The 23,297-nt window shown below is 37.9% G+C and carries 24 protein-coding genes and 1 pseudogene; 17 read left to right on the forward strand and 8 right to left on the reverse strand.

Annotation, left to right across the window (positions count from 1 at the left end):
- The 3 genes and pseudogenes from Q0039_RS05565 to Q0039_RS05575 form a co-directional block, all read right to left on the reverse strand.
- A pseudogene (locus tag Q0039_RS05565) lies at window positions 1–427 on the reverse strand (SAM-dependent methyltransferase); the annotation flags it as partial.
- Window positions 427–894, reverse strand: coding sequence for a hypothetical protein (locus Q0039_RS05570; protein WP_297510353.1), 468 nt, complete (start codon window positions 892–894; stop codon window positions 427–429). The gene Q0039_RS05570 and the pseudogene Q0039_RS05565, both read right to left, overlap by 1 nt.
- Window positions 895–896: 2 nt before the next feature.
- A complete protein-coding gene (locus tag Q0039_RS05575; RefSeq protein WP_297510356.1) occupies window positions 897–1,412 on the reverse strand; it encodes a DUF4920 domain-containing protein in 516 nt (171 codons plus the stop codon).
- 217 nt (window positions 1,413–1,629) lie between these two features.
- Between Q0039_RS05575 and Q0039_RS05580 the strand changes: the two genes are divergently transcribed.
- Window positions 1,630–2,697 carry a branched-chain amino acid aminotransferase gene (locus Q0039_RS05580; RefSeq protein WP_297510359.1) on the forward strand — a complete coding sequence of 356 codons (1,068 nt, stop codon included), beginning with the start codon at window positions 1,630–1,632 and terminating at the stop codon, window positions 2,695–2,697.
- A 117-nt stretch (window positions 2,698–2,814) separates the two neighbouring features.
- On the opposite strand, the gene Q0039_RS05585 is transcribed toward Q0039_RS05580, so the two are convergent.
- Window positions 2,815–4,302 (reverse strand): aminotransferase class V-fold PLP-dependent enzyme, encoded by a 1,488-nt coding sequence (locus tag Q0039_RS05585; RefSeq protein WP_297510362.1) that lies wholly within the window; start codon window positions 4,300–4,302, stop codon window positions 2,815–2,817.
- Between the two features lie 144 nt (window positions 4,303–4,446).
- Here Q0039_RS05585 and Q0039_RS05590 point away from each other — a divergent pair, with 144 nt between their 5' ends.
- From Q0039_RS05590 to Q0039_RS05605, 4 genes are all read left to right on the forward strand, one after another.
- Window positions 4,447–6,015 carry a protein adenylyltransferase SelO gene (locus tag Q0039_RS05590; protein WP_297510365.1) on the forward strand — a complete coding sequence of 523 codons (1,569 nt, stop codon included), beginning with the start codon at window positions 4,447–4,449 and terminating at the stop codon, window positions 6,013–6,015.
- Between the two features lie 243 nt (window positions 6,016–6,258).
- On the forward strand, window positions 6,259–6,552 hold the full coding sequence (locus tag Q0039_RS05595) for an RNA-binding protein (protein WP_297510368.1): 294 nt from the start codon (window positions 6,259–6,261) through the stop codon (window positions 6,550–6,552).
- Between the two features lie 176 nt (window positions 6,553–6,728).
- Window positions 6,729–7,844, forward strand: a complete 1,116-nt coding sequence (locus Q0039_RS05600; RefSeq protein WP_297510371.1) for a DEAD/DEAH box helicase — start codon at window positions 6,729–6,731, stop codon at window positions 7,842–7,844.
- 16 nt (window positions 7,845–7,860) lie between these two features.
- Window positions 7,861–8,091: a hypothetical protein gene (locus Q0039_RS05605; protein ID WP_297510374.1), complete on the forward strand. Its 231-nt coding sequence runs from the start codon at window positions 7,861–7,863 to the stop codon at window positions 8,089–8,091.
- A gap of 45 nt (window positions 8,092–8,136) precedes the next feature.
- On the opposite strand, the gene Q0039_RS05610 is transcribed toward Q0039_RS05605, so the two are convergent.
- Complete coding sequence (locus tag Q0039_RS05610) at window positions 8,137–9,756, reverse strand: S41 family peptidase (protein WP_297510377.1); 1,620 nt, start codon at window positions 9,754–9,756, stop codon at window positions 8,137–8,139.
- A gap of 96 nt (window positions 9,757–9,852) precedes the next feature.
- Between Q0039_RS05610 and Q0039_RS05615 the strand changes: the two genes are divergently transcribed.
- Entirely contained in the window at window positions 9,853–10,233 is a 381-nt protein-coding gene (locus Q0039_RS05615) for a DUF2809 domain-containing protein (RefSeq protein ID WP_297510380.1), read from the forward strand.
- 28 nt (window positions 10,234–10,261) lie between these two features.
- Here Q0039_RS05615 and glmM read toward each other — a convergent pair whose 3' ends face one another.
- A complete protein-coding gene (gene glmM, locus Q0039_RS05620) occupies window positions 10,262–11,650 on the reverse strand; it encodes a phosphoglucosamine mutase (protein ID WP_297510383.1) in 1,389 nt (462 codons plus the stop codon).
- Between the two features lie 247 nt (window positions 11,651–11,897).
- Between glmM and Q0039_RS05625 the strand changes: the two genes are divergently transcribed.
- The 9 genes from Q0039_RS05625 (at window position 11,898) to Q0039_RS05665 (ending at window position 20,030) form a co-directional block, all read left to right on the forward strand.
- Window positions 11,898–12,794, forward strand: a complete 897-nt coding sequence (locus Q0039_RS05625; protein ID WP_297510387.1) for a hypothetical protein — start codon at window positions 11,898–11,900, stop codon at window positions 12,792–12,794.
- Window positions 12,795–12,806: 12 nt separating this feature from the next.
- Entirely contained in the window at window positions 12,807–14,225 is a 1,419-nt protein-coding gene (locus tag Q0039_RS05630) for a glycosyltransferase (protein WP_297510389.1), read from the forward strand.
- Window positions 14,222–15,469: a YaiO family outer membrane beta-barrel protein gene (locus Q0039_RS05635; RefSeq protein WP_297510393.1), complete on the forward strand. Its 1,248-nt coding sequence runs from the start codon at window positions 14,222–14,224 to the stop codon at window positions 15,467–15,469. The genes Q0039_RS05630 and Q0039_RS05635 overlap by 4 nt, the downstream gene beginning before the upstream one ends.
- A gap of 17 nt (window positions 15,470–15,486) precedes the next feature.
- A complete protein-coding gene (locus Q0039_RS05640) occupies window positions 15,487–16,614 on the forward strand; it encodes a hypothetical protein (RefSeq protein WP_297510396.1) in 1,128 nt (375 codons plus the stop codon).
- A 279-nt stretch (window positions 16,615–16,893) separates the two neighbouring features.
- Complete coding sequence (locus Q0039_RS05645; protein ID WP_297510401.1) at window positions 16,894–17,265, forward strand: response regulator; 372 nt, start codon at window positions 16,894–16,896, stop codon at window positions 17,263–17,265.
- 2 nt (window positions 17,266–17,267) lie between these two features.
- Window positions 17,268–17,654: a hypothetical protein gene (locus Q0039_RS05650; RefSeq protein WP_297510403.1), complete on the forward strand. Its 387-nt coding sequence runs from the start codon at window positions 17,268–17,270 to the stop codon at window positions 17,652–17,654.
- Between the two features lie 51 nt (window positions 17,655–17,705).
- Window positions 17,706–18,680, forward strand: a complete 975-nt coding sequence (locus Q0039_RS05655) for a hypothetical protein (protein WP_297510406.1) — start codon at window positions 17,706–17,708, stop codon at window positions 18,678–18,680.
- An 83-nt stretch (window positions 18,681–18,763) separates the two neighbouring features.
- The gene (locus Q0039_RS05660; protein WP_297510409.1) at window positions 18,764–19,375 is read left to right on the forward strand and encodes an acyl carrier protein phosphodiesterase; all 612 of its coding nucleotides are present in this window, start codon (window positions 18,764–18,766) and stop codon (window positions 19,373–19,375) included.
- Window positions 19,362–20,030, forward strand: coding sequence for a DNA alkylation repair protein (locus tag Q0039_RS05665; RefSeq protein ID WP_297510412.1), 669 nt, complete (start codon window positions 19,362–19,364; stop codon window positions 20,028–20,030). Before Q0039_RS05660 ends, Q0039_RS05665 begins: the two co-directional genes overlap by 14 nt.
- Here the strand turns inward: Q0039_RS05665 and Q0039_RS05670 are convergent.
- Entirely contained in the window at window positions 20,022–20,579 is a 558-nt protein-coding gene (locus Q0039_RS05670) for a hypothetical protein (protein WP_297510415.1), read from the reverse strand. The genes Q0039_RS05665 and Q0039_RS05670 overlap by 9 nt on opposite strands.
- 2 nt (window positions 20,580–20,581) lie before the next feature.
- The gene (locus Q0039_RS05675) at window positions 20,582–21,502 is read right to left on the reverse strand and encodes a hypothetical protein (protein WP_297510418.1); all 921 of its coding nucleotides are present in this window, start codon (window positions 21,500–21,502) and stop codon (window positions 20,582–20,584) included.
- A 177-nt stretch (window positions 21,503–21,679) separates the two neighbouring features.
- Here Q0039_RS05675 and Q0039_RS05680 point away from each other — a divergent pair, with 177 nt between their 5' ends.
- Both Q0039_RS05680 and Q0039_RS05685 read left to right on the forward strand, forming a co-directional pair.
- Window positions 21,680–22,699 (forward strand): SIMPL domain-containing protein, encoded by a 1,020-nt coding sequence (locus tag Q0039_RS05680; protein ID WP_297510421.1) that lies wholly within the window; start codon window positions 21,680–21,682, stop codon window positions 22,697–22,699.
- 6 nt (window positions 22,700–22,705) lie between these two features.
- The gene (locus Q0039_RS05685) at window positions 22,706–23,212 is read left to right on the forward strand and encodes a hypothetical protein (protein WP_297510424.1); all 507 of its coding nucleotides are present in this window, start codon (window positions 22,706–22,708) and stop codon (window positions 23,210–23,212) included.
- Window positions 23,213–23,297 lie beyond the last annotated feature (85 nt).

Here is a 23,297-nt window from a genome sequence, read left to right on the forward strand (position 1 = left end):
CAGTAATGTCTTGAAAAAATTGTTGCCGTTTGGTTAATGTAAAGTGTTCAGAGATCGCTGTAGGAATTTCCCATGCAATCGCATGTATTTGATCAAAAACCGATTGATATTCTGGTACTTGCAATGCTTTAGGGTACTGCATTAAAGCAACTTCTTGTATGGACACTGGATATGCTTCAACACCAACATAGTAAATCGACTGATTGCGTTTAGTATGCTCTAACCATGTGATAAAAGCGTTGAGCGCAGTACCAAATCCTATTTCTAAGATCGAAATACTCGATTGGTCAAAAAGTGAAAGTCCGTTATCTACAAAAACATGATAGGCTTCTTGTAGGGCACCATGTTTGGAGTGATAACTTTCATTCCAATCCGGCAAAAAAATGGTATTTGAACCATCACCGGTTTGTAAAATTTCACGTTTCACTACTTAATGTATAATTTTTTTATCCGCACTAGAGGACCGCCACATTTTTGTTGATGGCATTGAACACAGGCATCAATACCCGCGTTAAAATGAACTTTAGCATTCTTTGGATCACTATATATTTTTTGTTGTGCTGCTATAAACGCTTTTGCCTGCGATTTAAAAAATGCATCATTATCCTCAGGATCAGTCATTGTAGCTGAATAAATTTTCAAAAAATGCGCTGGAAAACTCCCTACAGTATCTCCTTTAATAATCCGTTCACGTAAGCGTTTATTGTCAACATACATTTGCTCCATCAAGGAGGCCATTTCAGACATTTGATACATCTCAAAGCCTTCATCAGGAGCACTCGTTTTGGACTGTTTACAGGTTTCGTTAGATTTGACTTCTTTGCTAGACGGTGCCTCTTTCTTTTGGCAAGCCACTAAAAAAAGAAGTAAATACAGGGAGAAAACATGCTTCATTGTTATTTCTTTAGATAGACTCCTGTTGCTGTGAAAGCATAGGTAACTTCAGGTTTTTTGATTTTTGCGATTTCCTCTTTCGACTTTCCTCCATCTTTTGCATAATGTTTCAATTCATCTACCGAAACGACCTCAACAAAAGCTTTCCCTTTTATCACAGCCTCTGCATTATCCGCATTTAAAGGAACAAAAAAACCGTAATCTTGAAAACGTACAAACGATTCTTCTGAATTTCCTAAACTTAAGCGCATCCAGCAACCTTTCTTTTTACAAACGGAATTGATTTTTGATTTAAAAATGACGGTTAGGGTATCCCCTTTTTTTAACCCTTTATACTTTTTCAACATTTGTTTTTCATTCAATACCTTTTTCATTTCGAATGGAGCACCGAAAAGCTTGTAGTCGTCAGCATTATAAGCTACTTTTATTTTTTGTGCAGCGTTTTGTTTTTCTTGCGCCATAATGGAAAAACCCAAAACCAAAGAGGCCACTATCCCTACTATTGCTATTTTTTTCATACGATTTAAATTGAAATTTTTACAAAGTTATACTCTTAAATAAAAGGAATACGATTTTGAGCTTATTTTTTTAATTTTTTATAAAATCTAGCACTGCAATGTTTTTATTTCAAAACTAGTATCCTATTCTTTTTTTTTAGTAGTTTAGCCAAAAAACATAAATACAATATTATACCCTACTTCATCCCTTTTAGGATTTAGGGACTATTAGATTATAATGAATACAGAAAAGACTCCGGAAATTGATATTGTTAACGTATCAAACTCTAAAATTACTTCGGTTGATTTTGAAAATCTTACGTTTGGAAATGTCTTTACCGACCATATGTTGGTTTGCGATTTTAAAGAGGGCCAATGGCAAAAACCCATCATAAAACCTTACGAACCCTTTTTAATTGACCCATCGGCAAAAGTTTTTCATTATGGGCAAGCCATTTTTGAAGGAATGAAAGCCTACCGCGATACTACTAATCACGTTTGGTTATTTCGTCCCGACCAGAATATGGATCGTTTCAACAAATCGGCTACGCGTTTAGCAATGCCAGAAATTACTGAAGAAATCTTTATCGGAGGGCTTAAACAATTGGTGGCTCTGGATCAAGAGTGGGTAAAAAGTGGAAAAGGAAACTCCTTGTATATCCGTCCGTTTATGATAGCTATCGGTTCGGGGGTTATTGCACAACCTTCAACACAATACCGTTTTATGATTATTTTATCACCTGCTAAATCCTATTATTCGGGCGAAGTTAAAGTAATCATTGCTGAACATTATAGCCGTGCTGCCAATGGAGGTATTGGTGCTGCAAAAGCTGCTGGGAATTATTCAGCGCAGTTCTACCCCACACAATTGGCCAATGCACAAGGATTTCAACAAATCATTTGGACCGATGATGCAACCCACACCAAACTTGAGGAAGCGGGAACCATGAATATCTTTTTCAGAATTAACGACACCTTAATTACGGCTCCTACGAGTGAACGAATTTTAGATGGAGTAACGCGAAAATCACTTTTAGAAATTGCACGCAACGAAGGTATAACTGTTGATGTGCGTCCTCTAACGGTAGACGAACTAGTGAATGCAGCTCAAGATGGAAGTTTAAAAGAAATGTTTGGCGCCGGAACTGCCGCTGTTGTGAGTCCGATTAAAGGGTTTCAATACCGCGAAAATTATTACGAACTCACGCCTCAAGAGCAACCCATGGCGCTTTTTTTGAAAGAAAAATTAACCAACATTCAACACAAACTTGAAGAGGACCCTTTTGGTTGGACAATTAAAATTTAATATCGTTTTTTTTATTTCGGTGTACAATTGGTGATTTACTGTGTTTCTTTAGCAGAAAGAACATCATATTTCCTCAATGATGTATTGTCGCATTAAATTGTACTTTGTCAAATAATCCTAGTGGTTAAACCAACTGTTAACCATTTGCTGTTCTGTTGCCACCGCATTTCGGTGGGTAAAATCGTTTTTCTTTGGATTATAGCTATAGTCTGCTGCCCATTCATGATGATTTTTAGCCAATTCAATAATACTTTGGCACACATATTCAATTTCAGCGGTTGTTGTGGTTGGGTGAATCGACATGCGAATCCAACCAGGCTTTTGAGTAAGATCACCCTGATCGATTGAACACGTCAACTGTTGCGAAGTTGCCTGGTCAACATGAAGTAAATAATGACCGTATGTCCCTGCACAGCTGCACCCACCTCTCGTTTGTATTCCAAAACGATCGTTTAGGATTTTTACCCCTAAATTATAATGCAAATCGGTAATGTAAAAAGAAATAACCCCTAAGCGATCTTGGTGTTGCCCTGCTAAAAGTATAATATTTTCAATGGGAGTCAATTGTTCAAATACATAATCAACCAACTCGTGTTCGCGCTTCAAAATATTTCGTACACCCATTTCTTCTTTTAATTGAATGGCCAAAGCAGTTTTAATCACTTGTAAAAAACCTGGTGTTCCTCCGTCTTCTCGGTCTTCGATATCGTCAATGTATTTATGTTCACCCCATGGATTGGTCCAACTCACGGTTCCACCTCCTGGACAGTCGGGTACATTATTTTTGTATAAATTTTTATTAAAAAGTAATACACCAGAAGTGCCTGGCCCACCCAAGAATTTATGCGGTGAGAAGAAAATGGCATCCAAATAGGCTTCGGGATCGGCAGGATGCATATCGATCTGTACATACGGACCCGAACAAGCAAAATCTACAAAACACAAGCCCTGATTTTGGTGCATAATTTTAGCTACTTCATGATAGGGGGTTTGAATTCCTGTCACATTCGAACACGAGGTAATCGAAGCAATTTTAAAACTGCGGTCCTTGTATTTTGCAACTAGCTGCTTGAATTGCTCCAAACAAAATAAACCGTCTTCATTTGCTGGAATAACTACTACATCGGCAATAGTCTCAATCCAAGAAGTTTGGTTGGAGTGGTGTTCCATGTGCGATACAAAAACTACCGGTTTTAAATTTGTAGGCAAATTGAGGTACTCCTTTAAATTTTCAGGAACTTTTAATCCTAAAATGCGTTGAAATTTATTAACCACACCGGTCATACCGGTACCTGTATTGATTAACACATCATTTTCATTAGCATTCACATGGCGCTTAATAATCTGTTTTGCCTCGTGATAAGCCAATGTCATTGCCGTACCCGATACTGTTGTCTCTGTGTGGGTATTGGCTACAAAAGGACCAAATATATTCGTTAATTTTTCCTCTATAGGTCGGTACAAACGGCCACTAGCTGTCCAATCCGTATATATCATGGGTTTAACTCCATAAGGCGTTTCAAATTGCTGATCAATGCCAATTATGCCGTTACGAAACGTCTCAAAATACTGTTCCAATTCGGTTTTCAATGCCGTGGTAATCATAGGGTCAGAGGTTTGTACGGCAAAGATAATTGAAATCGCTAAGGAAACAATAAACCTTTACACAATTGACTCATTGACTCTTCTGCCTGCCGGCAAGCAGCTTATCGCTTTGTTGCCTCGATTAAAATTTCTTACCTTTACACAATGCAAAAGCTATGCTTTACACCCCGTTTTCAAACAGCACTAACGCCCGATTCGGTAACCAGCAATACTATTCGTCAGGTTACAAAAGCACACTATTCTGCAGTAGTACCCCGAATTCCAAGCAATCCCTACAGTATCCATATTGTAACTGAAGTGGCGCTACTTTTAGGTTTGAACAACATCGATTGCCAATCTGCAGCTTTTATCAATTATTTTTCGGGGAAAAAAGTCTATCCTACTACGCAACCGTTTGCCATGAATTATGCCGGACATCAGTTTGGAAATTGGGCTGGGCAGCTTGGTGATGGCCGAGCAATCGTTTTGGGTGAAGTGCAGTACTACAACCAAATTTGGACACTGCAACTTAAAGGCGCGGGCCAAACACCCTATTCTCGAAAAGGTGATGGACTAGCGGTTTTACGTTCGTCTATACGGGAGCATCTTTGCAGTGAGGCAATGCATCATTTGGGAATCCCTACTTCGCGTTCGTTATCCCTTATCGGAACAGGCGATGAAGTCTTGCGCGATATCTTATACAATGGTAATCCCGACTATGAAAAAGGGGCAGTGATTTGTAGAGTAGCTCCAACCTTTATCCGTTTTGGCAGTTTTGAAGTCCACGCCGCTCGACAAGAACACGAGCAGCTAAAGCAATTGGCCGATTTTGTAATTCGAGAATACCATCCTGAAATTACAAGTGAAGGACCCGGAAAATACACTGCTTTTTTTCAAGCCATTTGTTCAAAAACACTTCATTTAATGGTTGAATGGCAACGCGTCGGATTTGTGCATGGTGTAATGAATACCGACAATATGTCGATTCATGGCATAACGATTGACTATGGACCCTATGGATGGTTAGAAGATTTTAATCGCAATTGGACCCCCAATACCACCGACAGTCAGCACCACCGCTATGCCTATGGTAATCAACCCGATGTGGCCCTTTGGAACCTCATTCAATTAGCGAATGCCTTGTACCCTTTAATTGGAGCTGTCGAACCCTTGGAAGCGATTTTAAATGCCTACGGTTGTCAGTTTGATGCGGCCTTTTTGCAAATGAACCGCAATAAGCTCGGACTCGAATTTGAATTGAATTCCGATGAAGGACTTATTCGAGAGGTGATGACGCTTTTGGAACGTATCGAAACCGACTATACCCTATTCTTTCGCTTGTTAGCAAACGTAAAAAAATCGGATAGTCCCGAAGCCGCTTTAGCGAAACTAGAGGACGCTTTTTACACCCCTAGTCAATGTTCAGGTGCAGTGGAAATCGCTTGGTTGGATGGGATGCAAAAGTACCTTCAGCGTTTGGCAAAAGAAGCCCGTCCTGATAGCGAGCGAGTAGCAGCTATGAATCGTGTTAACCCCAAATATGTTTTGCGCAATTATATGGCACAGTTGGCTATTGATGCCGCCAATCAAGACGATTTTAGTTTGATCGCTGAATTATATGAGATGCTCAAACATCCGTACGACGAACAACCCGAACACGAAAAATGGTTTGCCAAACGCCCGGATTGGGCGCGGACTAAAGTAGGTTGCTCCATGTTGTCTTGTAGTTCGTAAAAAATAAATTTATAGGTTTTATTATTAGTATAAATAGCCATTCAAACCCTAAACAAAAACCTAACCTATTGAAAATAAATCACTTTTTAGCACTCCGTTCCAATTATTCGCCCTACCTTTGCCACGATTGGTTCTCTGCCAATGCTCGTTCTGAATTTTAAAATTTGTTTTAAGTACCTCTTTTTTCTCTTCAGTTTTGGCGTTTCAGTACTGCCTTTTTTAATTTAAAACAATTTTAGTATTATGAACATTTATGTTTCCAATCTGAGTTATAACACCTCAGAATCTGAATTAAACCAAGCATTTAGCGCTTATGGTGAAGTAACTTCTACAAAAATCATCACCGATCGTGAAACCGGTCGTCCGCGTGGTTTTGCCTTTGTAGAAATGGCTCAAAAAGAAGAAGGTATTCGTGCCATCTCAAATTTAAACAACAGTGAATTGAATGGTTTTACCATTTCAGTTGCAGAAGCACGTCCGCGTGAAGACCGTAACTCGAATTCTCGTAATTCATTCAACAGCCACAAACGATACTAAATACAACTGGTTTGTATTTGTTTCACTCGTAAAAGAGTGCTGATTAGTTTTTTAAATAAGGCGTAAATCGAACAAAAAGCGACTACGCCTTGTTATTTCTTCCAATTCGTCTCCCTTTCTACTATTCAAATCGAATACACACGGTTAGGTATCCCTAATCCTTAATTCGTATTCCTATGCATTTTCAACAATTTTCATTACTTCCTTCGCTGCAACAAGCGATAAGCGAAGCTGGATTTACAACCCCCTCCCCTATACAAGAAAAAGCAATCCCGCAAATTCTAAAGGGACATGATCTCATTGGTTGTGCACAAACCGGTACGGGTAAAACCGCTGCCTTTGTACTCCCTATTTTACAGCATCTTGCGCAACAAAAACCCAAACTAATGGGCGCTGTTCGTGTGTTAGTTCTTACTCCCACTAGGGAATTGGCAACACAAGTAGAACAAACCTTTCAAACTTTGGGCAAACATACTCCCTTTCGTTCTCAAGTGATTTTTGGAGGCGTGTCTGAAGTAAATCAAATTCGCGAACTCAAACAGCGACCTGAAATTTTGGTTGCTACCCCAGGACGCCTTCTCGATTTGGTGCGCCAACAAAAAATCAATCTTCAAACCATTGAAGTTTTGGTATTAGACGAAGCTGATCGCATGCTCGATATGGGGTTTATCCACGACATGAAAGCCGTATTGCGCTTTATACCTCAACAACGGCAAACTTTATTCTTCACAGCTACCTTACCCGAATCAATTCAAAAACTTCTTCCGTTGTTTTTAAAGCAACCCGTACAGGTCGATGCCAACCCGGTTTCATCTATAAAGGCCGCAATTGAACAATCGGTATATGTAGTCGATCCACTGGAAAAAATAACGTTGTTACTTCAGGTACTTAGCAAGCATAACGGAAATCAATGTTTATTGTTTACGCGTACTAAACACGGTGCAAACAAACTCGTTCAAAAACTCGAGAAGCAAGGTGTTACTGCTGCAGCTATTCATGGAAATAAATCCCAATCGGCGCGGCAAAAAGCACTTGCTGATTTTAAATCACATACCATACAAGTAATGGTAGCAACAGATATTGCGGCACGTGGAATCGATATCAAAGAGTTACCCTTGGTCATCAATTTTGATTTACCCAATGAAGTAGAAACCTATGTTCACCGCATTGGTCGAACCGGTCGTGCCGGACAAACGGGACAGGCGATTAGCTTTTGCACCCAAAACGAACAACCCTTATGGCGCCAAATTGTAAAACAAAATGGACGACCTATCACTGAAATAGTTCACTAAAATCGATTGAATAGTTATGCCTGATTCGTTTTCTAAAAAACAAAGTATTAAAAACAAAGCCCTCAAACAAAAAGAAAAAGACAAGAAAAAAGCCGACCGTAAATTAAATAATAATAAGGGAAAAGGATTTGAAAGTATGCTAGTCTATGTGGATGAAAATGGCCACTTTACCACTACGAAACCCGAACCCAAGTCGGAACTTCCTATAGCTCGAAATACTGCTCGCTTTGTCAAAAAAGAACACTAACACTTACTCCCAATAGTTGACTATTGGGAGTTTTTTTCTATTTATTTATCGTGATTGTTGCACCATTTTTACAACGTATTCTAACTCTGGATCGCGCGCTTTGACGCGATCTTCGATCGTAGGAAGAATTGTTATATCGGGGAAAACACCTCGACCCTCACGCTCGGATTGCGCTATAGTTTGCACATTCATGAGTCCGAGACGAACACTAATTTTGGAATAGGGTAAGCGAACAACAGGCATAATACCTGCCACCGTACCATTAAAAGCGCCACCCGTTTCTTCTCCAACAAAATAGGTGTTTGGACGGTTTTTTAACGCTACAGACTCAATACAAGCCGCAGAAAAACTTCCTCCGTTTATTAATACAAAGAGCTTCCCTAGATAAGCATTAGTCGCAGGCTTAATCGTTCGACTACCAACCAATTTGTATTGGTAGCCACCCTCGGGACGTTTGGTTGTTCGAAAATAACTAAATCCCATATAAAAGGGATAGCCCGCTAAAAAAAACGGATATCCTATTGGGGACAACTTGGGTAATACCCCTAGTTTCCAAAGGCTCGTTTTGGAAGTAACTTCCGAAGGTCGCAACAGGATTGTTTCTTTATCAATAAAATGACGGTATAAATTCACCGCATCACCAATACGGCCCCCAGGATTATCTCGTAAATCTAAAACCAATACCGCTAAATTCATTTTTTTTATAGAATCAAAAAGAAGGGAATAAGCCTTATGGTGCTTGCTTCCTGAAAAATTTTTGATCCGTAAAACGTATAGAGAAGAATCCAATACACTTTTTTTCAATGCTACGGAAAACTCCTTAGTCGTTGGATCCCAATCAAAAATACGGCGTTCTTTTCGGGTAAAACGAGGTTCTTTTTTAGGTGTTTTCGAAAGGGAATCAAGCGGCTTTAAAGTATCCTTGGGTTGTGTTTTAGTCATTTTTTGGGTTGACTTTATCGTATTTTTTTTAATGGGTTTTGCTTTGCGTTTGATCCATTCGGAATAAAGCGAATCCTTTTGTTTGAAAACCATTTGCAAGCTATCTTGAAGGCCTAACTCACCGGTATAATAGATTGACAAACGTTTTCCGAATCCACGTCGAATATACGTTTCATTAAATCCATCCGAAGTTAAAGTTGGACGAAATTTAGTATACAATGCTTGCGGGGTAATTCCATTTATAGAAACAATTTCGGCACCAGGTTTTAGATACTTTTTATCCGAACGGTGTTTCAAAACAATCATTTTATGATTGATCCACTCAGTTGTAAATTGCGTGAGTGGGCCCTCACCTCTGTTTTTAAAATGTTTACGTTGTGCTTTGGTCGCTAAGGGTTGGGGTAACCCAGTAGTCATGTGTCCTTGACGAACCGAAGCAATCACGGGAGCAATCACAAAATAAAATTCTTTAGTGGTCATCGGTCGATTAACGACCTTTCGGATACTATCAAATTTAAACGCCAGTTGTTCTTTTGAAATATAGCCGTATAAATTGGGATATAACCGGTGTAATTTTCGCTCGATAAATTGGATGTCTTTTTGCAATTTCACAACAGGAATGGGTGTGACTAATCGTTGGTTATACCGGTTAACTGAAGTACATGAAATTACTCCTGTAGCAAGCAACAGCAATATAATGCGAACCATTAATTTATTGATCATGAGCAAAATTTTGGCAATAATACTCATTTCAAATGAAAGGTTCAAAAGTTGCATCCTACGTTTTTTTTCATTTCAAAAACACTGTACTTTTACCTCATGCAATTTGACAAACATGCTTTCATTTATTTTATAGCATTTCTCTGTGCAGAAATTGCTATTACTTTATGGGTAAGCGACACCTTTATACGTCCTTATTTAGGCGATGTATTGGTTATTTTTTTGCTCTTTTATTTTGTGAAAAGTGGGGTAAATAAACCTACAGCAGTTGTAGCAACTGCCTGTTTACTTTTTGCATTGATCATTGAATTTTTGCAATCTATCGATTGTATTTCCCTATTGGGTTTGGAACACAACGCGATTGCGCGCGCCGTATTGGGCACTTCCTTCGCTTGGGCAGATATCGGTTGCTATTTTATAGGATTTCTTTTCCTTTTCCCAATAGAATATTGGCGTACAACAAAAAACCACTCCAAATGAAGTGGTTTTTTTGATGTTTTTAGCATATTTAGATTCCGGCTACTGATTTTAATTCGTTTACAAAACGTGTAGCTAGCGCATCAGCTTCAGCTTGAGTAGGTGCTTCGGTGTAAATACGAATGATCGGCTCTGTATTGGATTTCCGTAAATGAACCCATTCGGTAGGAAAATCAATTTTTACTCCATCAAGGGTTGAAATATCCGCCGAAGCATAGTTTTTTGCAATGGTTGCCATTACGCCATCAACATCAATTTGAGGAGTAAGTTCGATTTTATTTTTACTCATAAAATACTGGGGATAGCTCGCGCGCAAATCGGCTACGGTAGTATCCAGTTGGGCCAAATGGGTTAAAAACAAGGCTACACCTACGAGCGAATCGCGACCGTAATGGAGTTCCGGGTAAATAATTCCTCCATTACCTTCACCACCAATAACGGCTTGGGTTGCTTTCATTTTTTCAACTACATTGACTTCTCCAACAGCACTCGCCTCATATGAACCGTTGTGCTTAACGGTAATATCTCGGAGCGCGCGGGAGGAACTCATATTCGAAACGGTATTTCCGGGTGTTTTACTTAAAACATAATCGGCTACGGCAACAAGCGTATATTCCTCACCAAACATTTCACCGTCGTTGGAGATAAATGCCAGGCGGTCTACGTCGGGGTCAACTACAATACCAAAATCGGCTTGTTCTTCTAGTACTAATTTACAGATATCGCCTAAATGCTCTTTCAAAGGTTCGGGATTATGCGGAAAATGACCATCGGGTGTGCAATACAATTTGACTACCTCAACCCCCATTTGTTCTAATAATTTGGGGATGATAATTCCTCCAGAAGAATTAACACCATCGACCACTACTTTAAATTTTCGTTTCGCTACTGCCGCTGCATCAACCAACGGTAAATTTAGTACTTCATCAATGTGAATATCCATATAGGCATCATTTTGAATCACTTCGCCCAAATTATCTACGGTTGAAAAATCAAAAGCTTCGTTGGCAGCAATCGCTAAAATTTTGGCACCATCGGCCCCGCTTAAAAATTCACCTTTGGCATTCAATAATTTCAAGGCATTCCATTGTTTTGGGTTGTGCGATGCAGTTAAAATAATTCCACCATCGGCTTGCTCTAGAGGAACAGCCACTTCAACAGTAGGGGTAGTTGATAGTCCAAGATCAATTACATCAATACCCAAACCAATAAGGGTATTTACCACAAGGTTGTGAATCATCGGACCCGAAATTCGGGCATCACGACCAATAACTACTTTCAATTTATCTTTAGTTCCCTGTTCTTTTAAGAAAGTTCCATAAGCCGAAGCAAATTTTACAGCGTCTAGGGGAGTGAGGTTATCGCCTACTTTGCCTCCAATAGTTCCTCGAATTCCAGAAATAGATTTTATTAAAGTCATATGATTTAACAATTAAATTAAAGTGCTTGCAAAGATAATTTTTCTCTTATGAATTTTCATTTTTATTCGCATTTATCTCCATTTTAGTCTCACAAAAATTAGTTACCCTAACAGAAAGCGTTAAACAATTTGTAAAATTTTTACATTTTGTCGAGTTTTTATACATTTCAACGATTAACTAGGCCTTATCAAAAGAATGGAGGTTAGATTTGTATTGTAAAACTCACAAGCCCCAAACTGAGTCCTTATGAACCGAACACTCATCATCTTTCACCGTGATCACACGGCGTATGCTTTAGAGCATATTTTTATCCCTTTACTTTTATTGGCAGTAATCGGTTTAGTATTTTTCATTTTGTATTACCGCTTATCCGATGATAAACAGGATAAAACAAAAGTTAAAGAAAAGCAATTCGTTGAACTTTTTTTAATTCGTTATTTTTTTGAAGGACTAAATACTGAGGAACGAAAAGCTGAACTGGACTATTTTAAAAATAATGAGGTTCGAAAAAATCCAAAAACGATAAAACTTTTAATTGAACATTTGATTCATATTAAAAAAAATATTTTGGAAACTCCAAATGATTTAGTCCAAGAAATAGTTGAAGCTTTTGACTTATACAATACCTTTAATCGGCAAATCAAGTTTGGAAATAATTACCAAAAAATCATCGCCATTCAGCATTCACAGACACTTCACAATCATTTAGCACTTCCCTATTTAAAACCGCTTTTAAAGTCAAAACAATTTGAAATTAGATCTAATGTGTTAAAAGCAATGGTTGTGGCCTCTAATTTTGATACCACTATAATTGCAAATTATCCCGAACCTTTGAAAGAAGTAGAATTGCTTATGTTGGCTGAGTTATACCAAAATCGTAGGGAATCGGTTAGAACTGAATTTAACACTTGGTTGGACTCGCAAAACGAAAACTTAATACAATTGTGTTTGATGGTCGCCATCAATTTAAACGTGGCTATTGATAACCGGAAGTTGCAATTATTGATTTTACACGAAAACAAAAAGATTGCCTCACAAGCGTTGACCTTATTACTAGCGCAATTTAAAGAGGATTTGAAAATTTCTGACGTTTCATCTTCAGCAGGAGCATCAAAAGCAATCGCTCATTTAGTGCTTAATTAATCACCGTATATCTTGGAAACCCTTGTAAAACAGATTGAAGTCGGTTTGGCTATTTATGCGCTAATTTATTTAGCATTATACCTTATTCAAGCCCTGTTATCGATTGCTGCAATCAACAAGTATTTTCTCTACAATGATTTTTTTCATAAAAGTATTTTAATTCGCTCCAATAACTCTCGGGGGATTTCGATTATTGCACCGGCTTACAATGAGGGAAAAACCATTGTATCCAATATTCTATCCTTACTTTCACAAGAATATCCCAAATATGAAATTGTTATTGTCAACGATGGAAGTTCTGACAATACCATGGAACAGCTGATTGAAAAATTTGAATTGATAAAAATTGATCATGAAACCAATTCAGATATTCCTACCGCTGCAATTTTTGGGTATTACCGATCTAAAAATCCAATTTATTATAAATTACTCGTTGTCGACAAAGCCAATATTCGAAGTAAATCGGATGCCTTAAATGCGGGAATAAATGCTTCAAAATATGATTTAATTGTTTGTGTTGATGTTGATTGTATTTTGCGAAACGATTCACTCGCCACATTGGTAAAACCTTTTTTAAAGGAGCCCGATAAGGTTATCGCCACTGGAGCTGCAATTCGCCTTTCCAATTCGAGTGAATTTAAACATGGAACCATAGTCACTTCCAAATACCCTAAAAACTGGCTCGCTCGATTTCAGGAGTTGGAGTATATTCGTTCTTTTCGATATGGTCGTATGGCTTTAAGTAAACTTAATGGTTTACTCTTAGTCTCGGGAGCTCTTGGAATGTTTGACAAAAAAAGAGTGATTGAAGTCGGAGGCTATCACATTGGGTTCTTAGGTGAGGATTTGGAGTTAATTACCCGAATACGTAAACACCTGCACGAAAAGAAAACAAAATTTAAAATTGTCTACCTCCCAGAGTCGTTATGTTGGACCGAAGGGCCAACTGACATAAAAACGTTCATTAATCAACGGGTTCGATGGGCACGAGGGTTGGCTCAAAATTTATACCACCACCGGGATATGTTTTTTAACCCTAAATACGGCAGAACGGGATTGTTGGCGTTTCCCTACTTCTTGCTTTTTGAATTTGCATTGCCCATTATAGAGCTATTAGGATTATTGGTTATTCTCGCCGATTTATTCTTTTTTGGTTTGGATGTTTACTTTTTGTTTTTGGTGAGTTTGACTACGTATTTGGTCTTCACTACATTTACCTTAATTTCGATTTATATCGATCAATTGATCTATAAGCAATTTCAAGGCATTAAAGACATGGTTTCTATAATTGCAATGGTTTTAATAGAGCCCTTTATTTATCACCCACTATTAATTTATTCCTGTTTAAAAGGCTACTACAATTTTTTCTTAAATAAAGAAAAAAAATGGGGAGTCATGGAACGAACCGGATTTACTGAAAGTACCCTATGATGAAAATAGCATCCACCTTCCTTGTTAGCTTATTTTGTTGTTCGATTTGGGCGCAAAAAAAAATAAACTCCGATAGTTTACTTTTGGTGACCAATAAAACCATAAACGAGGTTAAAGATTATACAAAAGCACTCGAACTAGCGCGTTTAGGGAAAAAAATAGCACCCAACTACTTGGATTTTCATATTGCTTTGGGACGTACACACCGTTTTTTAAATCAAAAAGATAGTGCGGCCTATTATTTCAACTATGTTATTGCTAAAAATCCACGCTACAGAGAAGCCTTTTTATACCAAACGCAATTATGTTTGGAACAGCAAGATACGGCTTGTGCTCGAGTTACCTTACACAAAGGATTGGAACTCCACCCCAATGCCATAGAACTGGAGAAACTAAAAATTCGATATCTCGCAACCCAAGCCGATGAAGCGAAAACCTTAGCTTATTTGGAACAATTAAGTGCTAAATATCCTAATGATGCGCGATTAAAAGAACAGGTTTTAGAATTGAAACTCGTTTCTAATTCCAACCGTATTAGCGTATCCTACAATTATACCGGCTTTAATCGACCCGGTGTTGGACCCTGGAATTATACAAGTTTGAGTTTTGTTCGGCAACGACCCGGCTTTAGCTTAATTGGTCGCTACAGTTATGCCAATCGGGTTTCGTATGGACAAACCAAAAATTCGGGTTCGTTATTTGAAGTAGATGCCTTTGTACGGTTACTTCCATTTAGTTATTCGTATTTTAATATTGGTACCGGCAATGAGAATTTTTTTCCCAAACTACGACTCAGTTATTCAGGTTTTATTAACTGGAATGGGGGTTGGGAAAGCGAATTGGGGATGCGTTACAACCAATCAATCAATAACGAAAGCTACAACGGAATTGCAGGACTTAGCAAATACATCGGAAATGGTTTTCTAAATTTACGGTCGTTTTTCCGTTTCAATCAAAAACCATATCCTTCCTTTTCGGTTAATTATCGGAATTATGGCCCCAATCGATTTAATTTTTGGGGAGCCAGCATCGGGTATGGAACTTCTCCTGATGAACGAGAAGTATTGCCTCAGTTTGCACAGCGCGTCACGTTAAAATCGTATCGGTTTGGACTTTCCTACAGTAAAGTGTTTTTCAAGCAATGGATTATGAGTGCCTCTACTTCAATTAACCGCCAAGAGTACTTTGAAAACAAATTTCAAAACGAACTTAATCTATCATTACAACTACAATATCAACTATAAACACACCCCATACGACGATGAAATCCTTATACTTAAAAGTTAACCGTAGAAATATACTCACCTTTCTTTATCTGGGTTTATGTTGGGTTTTTCCACTTGGCCTATTGAGTTTAACCGTTGGACCAAACCGCTGGATGGCCGATTGGGCGAGTGCCCATAATTGGAGTGAAGAGGCACAAAGTGGTGCACAAAAAGGGGTAATTGTTTTATTTTTATTGGTAGTATTGTATTTAACCACCAAAACAACCCAATACCTAACCAGTACGTATAGCCCACTTACGCCATTTAAAAAAGCAATTTGGGCTGTATTAAGTGTTGCCTTTGTAGTTGCTGTATATATATTTAGTTTTCAACCCGAAATACTCACAACCATAAACACAACCACATCGGTGGATAAAAGTAATAGTGCAGAATATCATTTTGGTCCCTATCCCGATGCCGATAAATTAAGGGAATTAAAAAACGAAGGATACGATGGCGTTATATCGTTATTGCATGAATTGGTTGTTCCTGCAGAACCTATTTTAATGAATAAAGAACAAATTAATGCCAAAAATGCAGGCATACAATTAATTGCAATCCCAATGTTACCTTGGGTTTCCAAAAATGATTCTACAGTTACCGTTATTCGTAAAATGGCCCATGAATTAAAAGGCAAATACTACGTGCATTGCTATTTAGGAAAGGATCGGGCCAATGTATTTAAAAACATCATTCGTAAAGAAACGGGACATAAAGTAAAAGGGGTTGCCAACTCAGAACGGAGTTTGGACAATAAAAAACAATTTGAACGCGGTCCAATTTATAAATTAGAAAACGAAGTATTCCTTACCCCCTGCCCCACCGATGAGGAAATGTTAGCCTATCTTTTAAATGGTAAAATAAACAGTATTGTTTCTTTATTAAATCCAAAGGATAAGGGTGATGCAAAACTTTTAGAAACCGAGAGATTAGCGATGGAACGTTATGGTCAATTTTTTGTCAACCATCCAATTCATCGTGACATGTCGGATAGCGAAATTATGAAGCAAATAAAAACCATTAAAACCTACCGTAAACCTATGGTTGTTCATGCTTTTTTCTCTGATAATTCTACTGCAAATCGTTTCCGAGAATTGTATCAAAAAGTAGGGAAATCCAACTAAACAAGACTCAAAACCGTTTAGATTGCTTTTTAAACTGTAGGTTATTTTTGATTTTTTTATAAAAATAGTTGGCTTTTCACCTTAAAAACTCTTCTATTATAGTCGATAAAAATCAAAAAAAATCGCCCTTTTTCTTTCAATTAAGCAATATGTTTTGTTTATCGATTTTTTAGTGCATATAGCGATATTATTTTGAGTTACCTACAGGTACTTTTTACTTTTGTATCAACTTACCCCAAGTTACTAACCCCCAACAATTGTTGGCATATGCAACCTACTATGAAAAAAATATTGATTATCGAAGACGATAAAATGATCAAAACGATTTTGCAATTCATGCTGAATCGTGAAGGTTACCAAACCGATTTTGCTATCGATGGAAAGGAAGGAATGGAAAAATTAAATTCTTTCAATCCCGATGCTGTGATCACCGATGTAATGCTTCCGTACCTTTCGGGAATTGAAATTGTTTCCCTAAGCAAAAAATTAAATCCAAATCGTCCTGTATTTGTAGTTTCTTCGCTTGGTAATGAATCGGTAACCATAGAAAAGGCTATCGAACAAGGAGCTAATGAAATTCTTTCCAAACCTTTTAATCCCGAAGACATTCTGGAAAAACTTCGCTTAGCCTTTTTAGCAGAAGCAGTGTGACTATGCAAACCCAAGTAATTAAAATGGATCGAAACAATTACCACACCTATTTATTTGTAGGCCTTTGTTGGTTAATTCCGATAGCATTACTATCAATGACCATTGGGCCAATTCAGTGGATTGTTCATTGGGCCGATACCTTTCATTGGAATGCAAACTATCGCATGTATAGTTTTTTCGTTTCAATTTTTATTTTAACACTTCTAATCGTTTTTCTCACACGAATAACGAGTCGGTTTTTAATGAATGTTGAACATTTTAATGCCTCATTACACAAGGGTGTTTGGCTCTTCCTTACATTGAGTTGTATCGCTTCTTTGGGTTGGATTCTAATTAATCCTGAACTTTTCACGGCTATTGGTCAAACAATTGCTTCTACGATTCTTTAAAAAGGAACTCAATTTTTAATTATCGGTTATTTTTTGCTAAATTTACAACGTATGGTATCACCCTCTTTAATTGAGGACTATAATTCGTTTAAAACAATAACAATGCGCGCGTTAATTGCAACATTTTTTCAAGACGTAATCGCTTTCAGTATAGTGGAAAACATCGTTTTACCAATTCTGGCAGGTTTGTCTGTACTTTATATTGGTATGCAATTTTTTCAAAAAAACAATTCCGAAAAATTGGTTTCTTATTCCCCTTCTTTTCAAGAAACAATTGCAACGTTTCTTCAATCTTTTTTTTCGAATACTTGGGATACTATTGAAACAGAAATTGAATTGGACTATTTTAAAACTAAAGTATTAAAGGGTAATCCTGAAAATTTACGCGAATTTACAGCCAAACTTTTTGTAGCCAATTCACCCTACTGCTTACCAGGAAACCGAACTAAATTAGCGCTTTTAATGCATAAGTTGGAATTAAACGCATTCTTAAATCGCACAATTGCATCGGGAACTCTAGCACAAAAAGTGGAGGCCATTCAATTTGCTGTAATAGCCAACAGTCAAGAGGCACTCCCGTTTTTAGAAACCGAACTAAACCATCAATCAAACGAAGTGCGTTTTCAATCAATTAAGGCAATACTTCTTCTTAATGGGCTACAACCTACCCTTTTCAATGCGTTTTCAATACCGCTAAGTGATGCGGAATATGCGCAATTAGTAAAGCTATATACCGGTAAAACACAAAACCTCCTAGAAAATATTGGCAATTGGTTAATCGATGCTACGCCACAACTTGTAAAATTCTGTCTTTTATTGGCTAAGGAATTTCAAATTCCGCTTGATACTCGAACATTACAAGGATTAGGCTTTCATCAAGATAAAAAAATAGCCGCTATGGCTATTGAATTACTGGATAATTATATACTAGAAAACCAAGCTTCTAAGAATTTACAACAACTGCGTAAAGAAGCACTATTGCAACATAAAACCAAGACAACTTCCGCCAATTCAAATATTGAGTAACGTCTTATTGTTTGCGACAATCAAAAACATTACAAAATTTGATTTAAAAAGTTACTATCTTTACCCATCGATCGTACTTTTTCATGAATTTTTTGGCACACATTTATCTTTCCGGGGAGCATGATTTGCTAAAAATCGGCAATTTTATGGCGGATAGTGTACGTGGAAAACAGTACCAAACTTTTCCATTAGAAATTCAAAAAGGAATTCTATTGCATCGTTTTATCGATAGTTTTACCGATGCGCATCCGTTGTACCGGCAAAGCAAACACCGATTACACGCAAAGTACGGACACTATTCGGGTGTCATCATGGATATTTTTTACGATCATTTTTTGGCGAAAAATTGGAGTCGTTACTCGGCCACCTCACTCGAAGAATATGCCGCCGATTTCTATGCCTTACTCAAAGAAAAACACAGTTGGCTTACTGAAAAAACACAGCACATGGTGCCCTATATGATCGCACGGAACTGGTTGGTGTGTTATTCCTCGTTGGAAGGTTTAGAGAAAATTTTATTTCAAATGGATCGTCGCACCCAACAACGCGCACAAATGCATGATGCCATGATCGAGTTGAAGCAGTTTTACACCGAATTTGAAAATGAATTCTTTGTTTTTTTCGACGAATTAGAACTGGCTTGTCGGGAAAAAAAAGCGAACTTAAATCAACAATTTACCCATGCCTCCGATTGACGAATTGGTGCATCTTTTTAAACAGCACCAAAAGACTGAAAACGCTGTCCCGATGAAAGCGTACATGAAAGACAATTTTGAATTCTTAGGTATTAAAGCCACCCAGCGCAGGGACTTGTTTAACACTTGGTATGCCCAAAACAAGAAATCTATTCAAGATAATTTCCGCGCCTATACTTTAGTGCTTTTTGTGCAACCCTACCGAGAATTCCATTATTGTGGCATGGAGCTTTTCTATAAAGCGGTGAAAAAAAAGTACTTACCCGAAGATATACACCTCATTGAACATTTGATTATAACCCATTCCTGGTGGGATAGTGTCGATTTTATAGCCAAATATCTCTTGGGCGGGTATTTAAAACAATTTCCCGAAACTATTCCATCAGTCATTGAACGGTTTTCTGCTGCTCCTTCTCTTTGGTTGAATCGCAGCGGCATCCTTTTTCAATTGGGATATAAAGCCCAAACCGATTTTGACTTGCTAAAAGCGGAATGCTACAATCATAAAGATTCTAAAGAGTTCTTTATCCAAAAAGCGATTGGTTGGGCACTGCGTGATTACAATCGCTTCAATCCAAATGGCGTGCGTGATTTTGTAGAAAATACCGATTTAAAACCCTTAAGCAAACGCGAAGCCTTACGAAACTTACCGTAACTTCATCGCGCCCAAACGATATTGGTAAGTTTGTTGGTAATGGGTACCAAATTGTTGGGGTTGTAATGCGAAATATACGACTTGTGCTATGGTATAATTCCATTTACTTTCGTTTTGAACACATCCAATCGTGTAGCTACACATCCAACTGCGGTAGGTGACCGTATTGTGTTTTACACTTTCCGATACTGTAAGTTGGATAGGAGTCGTTTGTGCTAATTTTTGGAGTAAAGTAGCAATAGTAATAAGCGTTGGCGTAGGAGAAGTAAGATCCACTACCAACGCATCATCATTAATAAACAAGGCCAAACAAGCGGTTTCAATTTCTTTTCGCAACGATGCCTCAAGACTAGGTTGCGTAAGCTGCTGCAAGTAAAAAAACAATTCTTGAATTTTTAAATCCGAATTTTCTTGGTACGCTTGCAAAACAGGTGCCGCAAAAACCTGTTTCAACGATTGTTCGTTGGTGGTTTTCATGGATTCTGTAGCGGCCTGACTCCACACCGAAGCACACCATAGAAAAACAATACATACAATCGCGTTGCGCATGCTTATTCTTGTTTGATACGGATTGCTTTGAGCCTTCCGTCGGGTTCATTTTTTATATCCACAATCTCCCACCGTTTCAATACAGGTGTGGGAATGGTTAACTTTTGTACAAATTGGGCTTTATTGTAAAACTCGGCACCGAGACCGTCTTTCAACATCACTATCACTTCCAACTCTTCCGAAAGAATTTGCTTCAATTGTGTCTTTCGTTTTTGCCAATCGGTAATATCAGCTTTCAAAAAGGCTTTCACCATCATGGCGTAATCATCGGGTTGCAAGGCTACTACAGGTGGCGTTTGAACTGAAGAACTCGGTGGAATTTGCACGATGGTATCTTTATAAAACGGACTTTTCACTAAGACAGTTAAGGGGTTTTCTCGAACTTTGTCCTCAAACTGTTGCTGAGTCATCGGTTTGACCGCAGTAGTATTTGTCGCATCATAGACTTGAACTTCCGAACTGTCCACGGTTTCTTTGGTGTATTGATTTTGCAATTTCACGGAAGGTATGTTTGCCTCTTTTTCTTTTGTCCAAAGAAAATACGTTACAATCAACAACAACAACAACACTCCAATCCCTATCAGCCAAGCATACCCGCGTTTTGAACGAGAAACAACTACCGAAGAAGCAACGGTATGTTGTGCAGTGTCAGGTTCAAAAATAAACTCATCCCAACTCGACACACCTACAAATCGACACAATACATGCAGCATGTTTTTTCGGGGCAACTTGGTATTCGTTTCTGGTTTTAAATGGGTATAAATCCATTTCTCACTCACCGTTTCTTTACATTCCTTTTCCAATAAAGCAATAAGATTCAAAATGTCTTGAGAAGAAAACGATTTCCAGTCCCCTTGAAAATACGGATAATCCTGACGGTAGCGCTCGAGCACTCGTCGTTTTAATTCCTGAAAATGTTGCATTTCATTCATGCCGTGGTTCAAAGGTAGGAGGACAATGAAAATCTCTGTGGTAAATTCACTGTAAATTCACTGTAAAAATAACCAAATAACTTTACAGTAAAGAGAAAGTCGATTTACCAAAGGTTGGAAATTCTGCCATATACTTTTGCTTCATCAAATTTTAAAAACTCCATTTGTATGAAAACAAAAGTAATTTTAGCAACAACTGTATTTACCACTTTGTGGGCAACGGCACAACATTCAGGTAATGCCAATTATTCTGAAGCTTCGGGCAATGCCAACTACGAACTTCAAAAAGGAAATGTCAATTACGGTAATAATTCGTATTCGGTCAATCGGGTCAATACGCTACAAACTACCTCGAGTACTGAAAACGAGATGGTAATCGTAATTAAAGGAATTTATAACGAAAAAGCGACCACACAAGTAGCCACCTTTAGTGTATTACAATTGGGAAAATCGGCCGAAGAAGCCACCAATTTAATGGATGAACGCATCAACAATGTCATCAAAGAATTGGATACTTACAGTAAAGATATTGTGGTAATGACCGATATGATTTCGTTTGTACCAACGTATGAATATGCGGTGGAGAAAAAAATCTTCAACCCCAAAACCTACAATGAAAAACCTTCGGGCTTTGAGTTGAAAAAGAACCTTATCATTCGCTTTCGTTCCAGTCGCGATATGGATAAAATTATTTCTACTTGTGGAAAAAATGAAATTTATGACTTGGCCAAAGTAGATTATGTCACGGTCAATTTTGATCAAATTCGCGCCCAAATGCAACGCAAAGCCTTGGAACAATTCAAAGAAATGACGGCCAATTATTCGCTATTGATGAACATGGACTTAAGTAAAAAAGAGAAAATCCTGCAAGAGGGCTTCAACGTGTCGTATCCGATGGAGAGTTACCGCAAATACACTGCTTATGCCCAAGCATCCGCCAATTTTGACCCCAAAAGCTCGGTAAACGATATCAAGAAAAACAGCACCGAATACTACAATCCCGCGCTGATGAAAGACCACAGTTTTGTGATCAACGGTGATGTAGCCGAACCTTCTATTCAGGCCTTTTACGATCTGACCGTTCGCATCAAACTCAAAGAAGACCAACTACCGAAAAACACCATTATTCGCAACAACCGCTATTACATTGTGACGCCAGCGGGCGATATTAAATTATTAAATTTATAGGAAGTAATGAAGAACGTATTTTTTGTATACATTCTTTTCTCAATCCAAAGTTGGAGCCAAGCATCAGGGTCAAGCGATTTTTCCTTTACCCTTTTGTTTGACTGGAAATTTCCAGTAGAAAATATCAAGTTGTATGTTTATGAGAAAAATGGAAATTACCTCGAAAATGTCCTTTGTATTACGGATAAAGAAACGAATTCTATCACCCTAATAGGCGGAAATCATTATATCGTAGGCGCTAAATTTCCAACCCTGGTGTGCGTTTATCAAGGCCTGGTGTATCGAAAGGATACGATTTTAGAAAAAAACACGCTATTTTACCTAATCACCAACGGAATGGAATCACTTACGCTCGAAGAACCTTTATTTTTTTCAGAAAAAAACAATGTTCTTGAAGTTAAAAGAAGACGAAAAGGAGAATCATTTCAAACAGAAATCCTTAAACATAAAGATTTGCAATTTCTCCCGATGCCCAGTGTTGACATTACAAATGAAATGTTGCGATTAAACTAATCAAAAGGGGGCTTCGGTTCCCTTTTTTGTTGGATTGAAAAACCTTACCTTTGTGACTCACTGATTGTATTATGCCCACCCGAAA

It is taken from the genome of Flavobacterium sp. (assembly GCF_027484945.1).
GTDB lineage: Bacteria > Bacteroidota > Bacteroidia > Flavobacteriales > Flavobacteriaceae > Flavobacterium.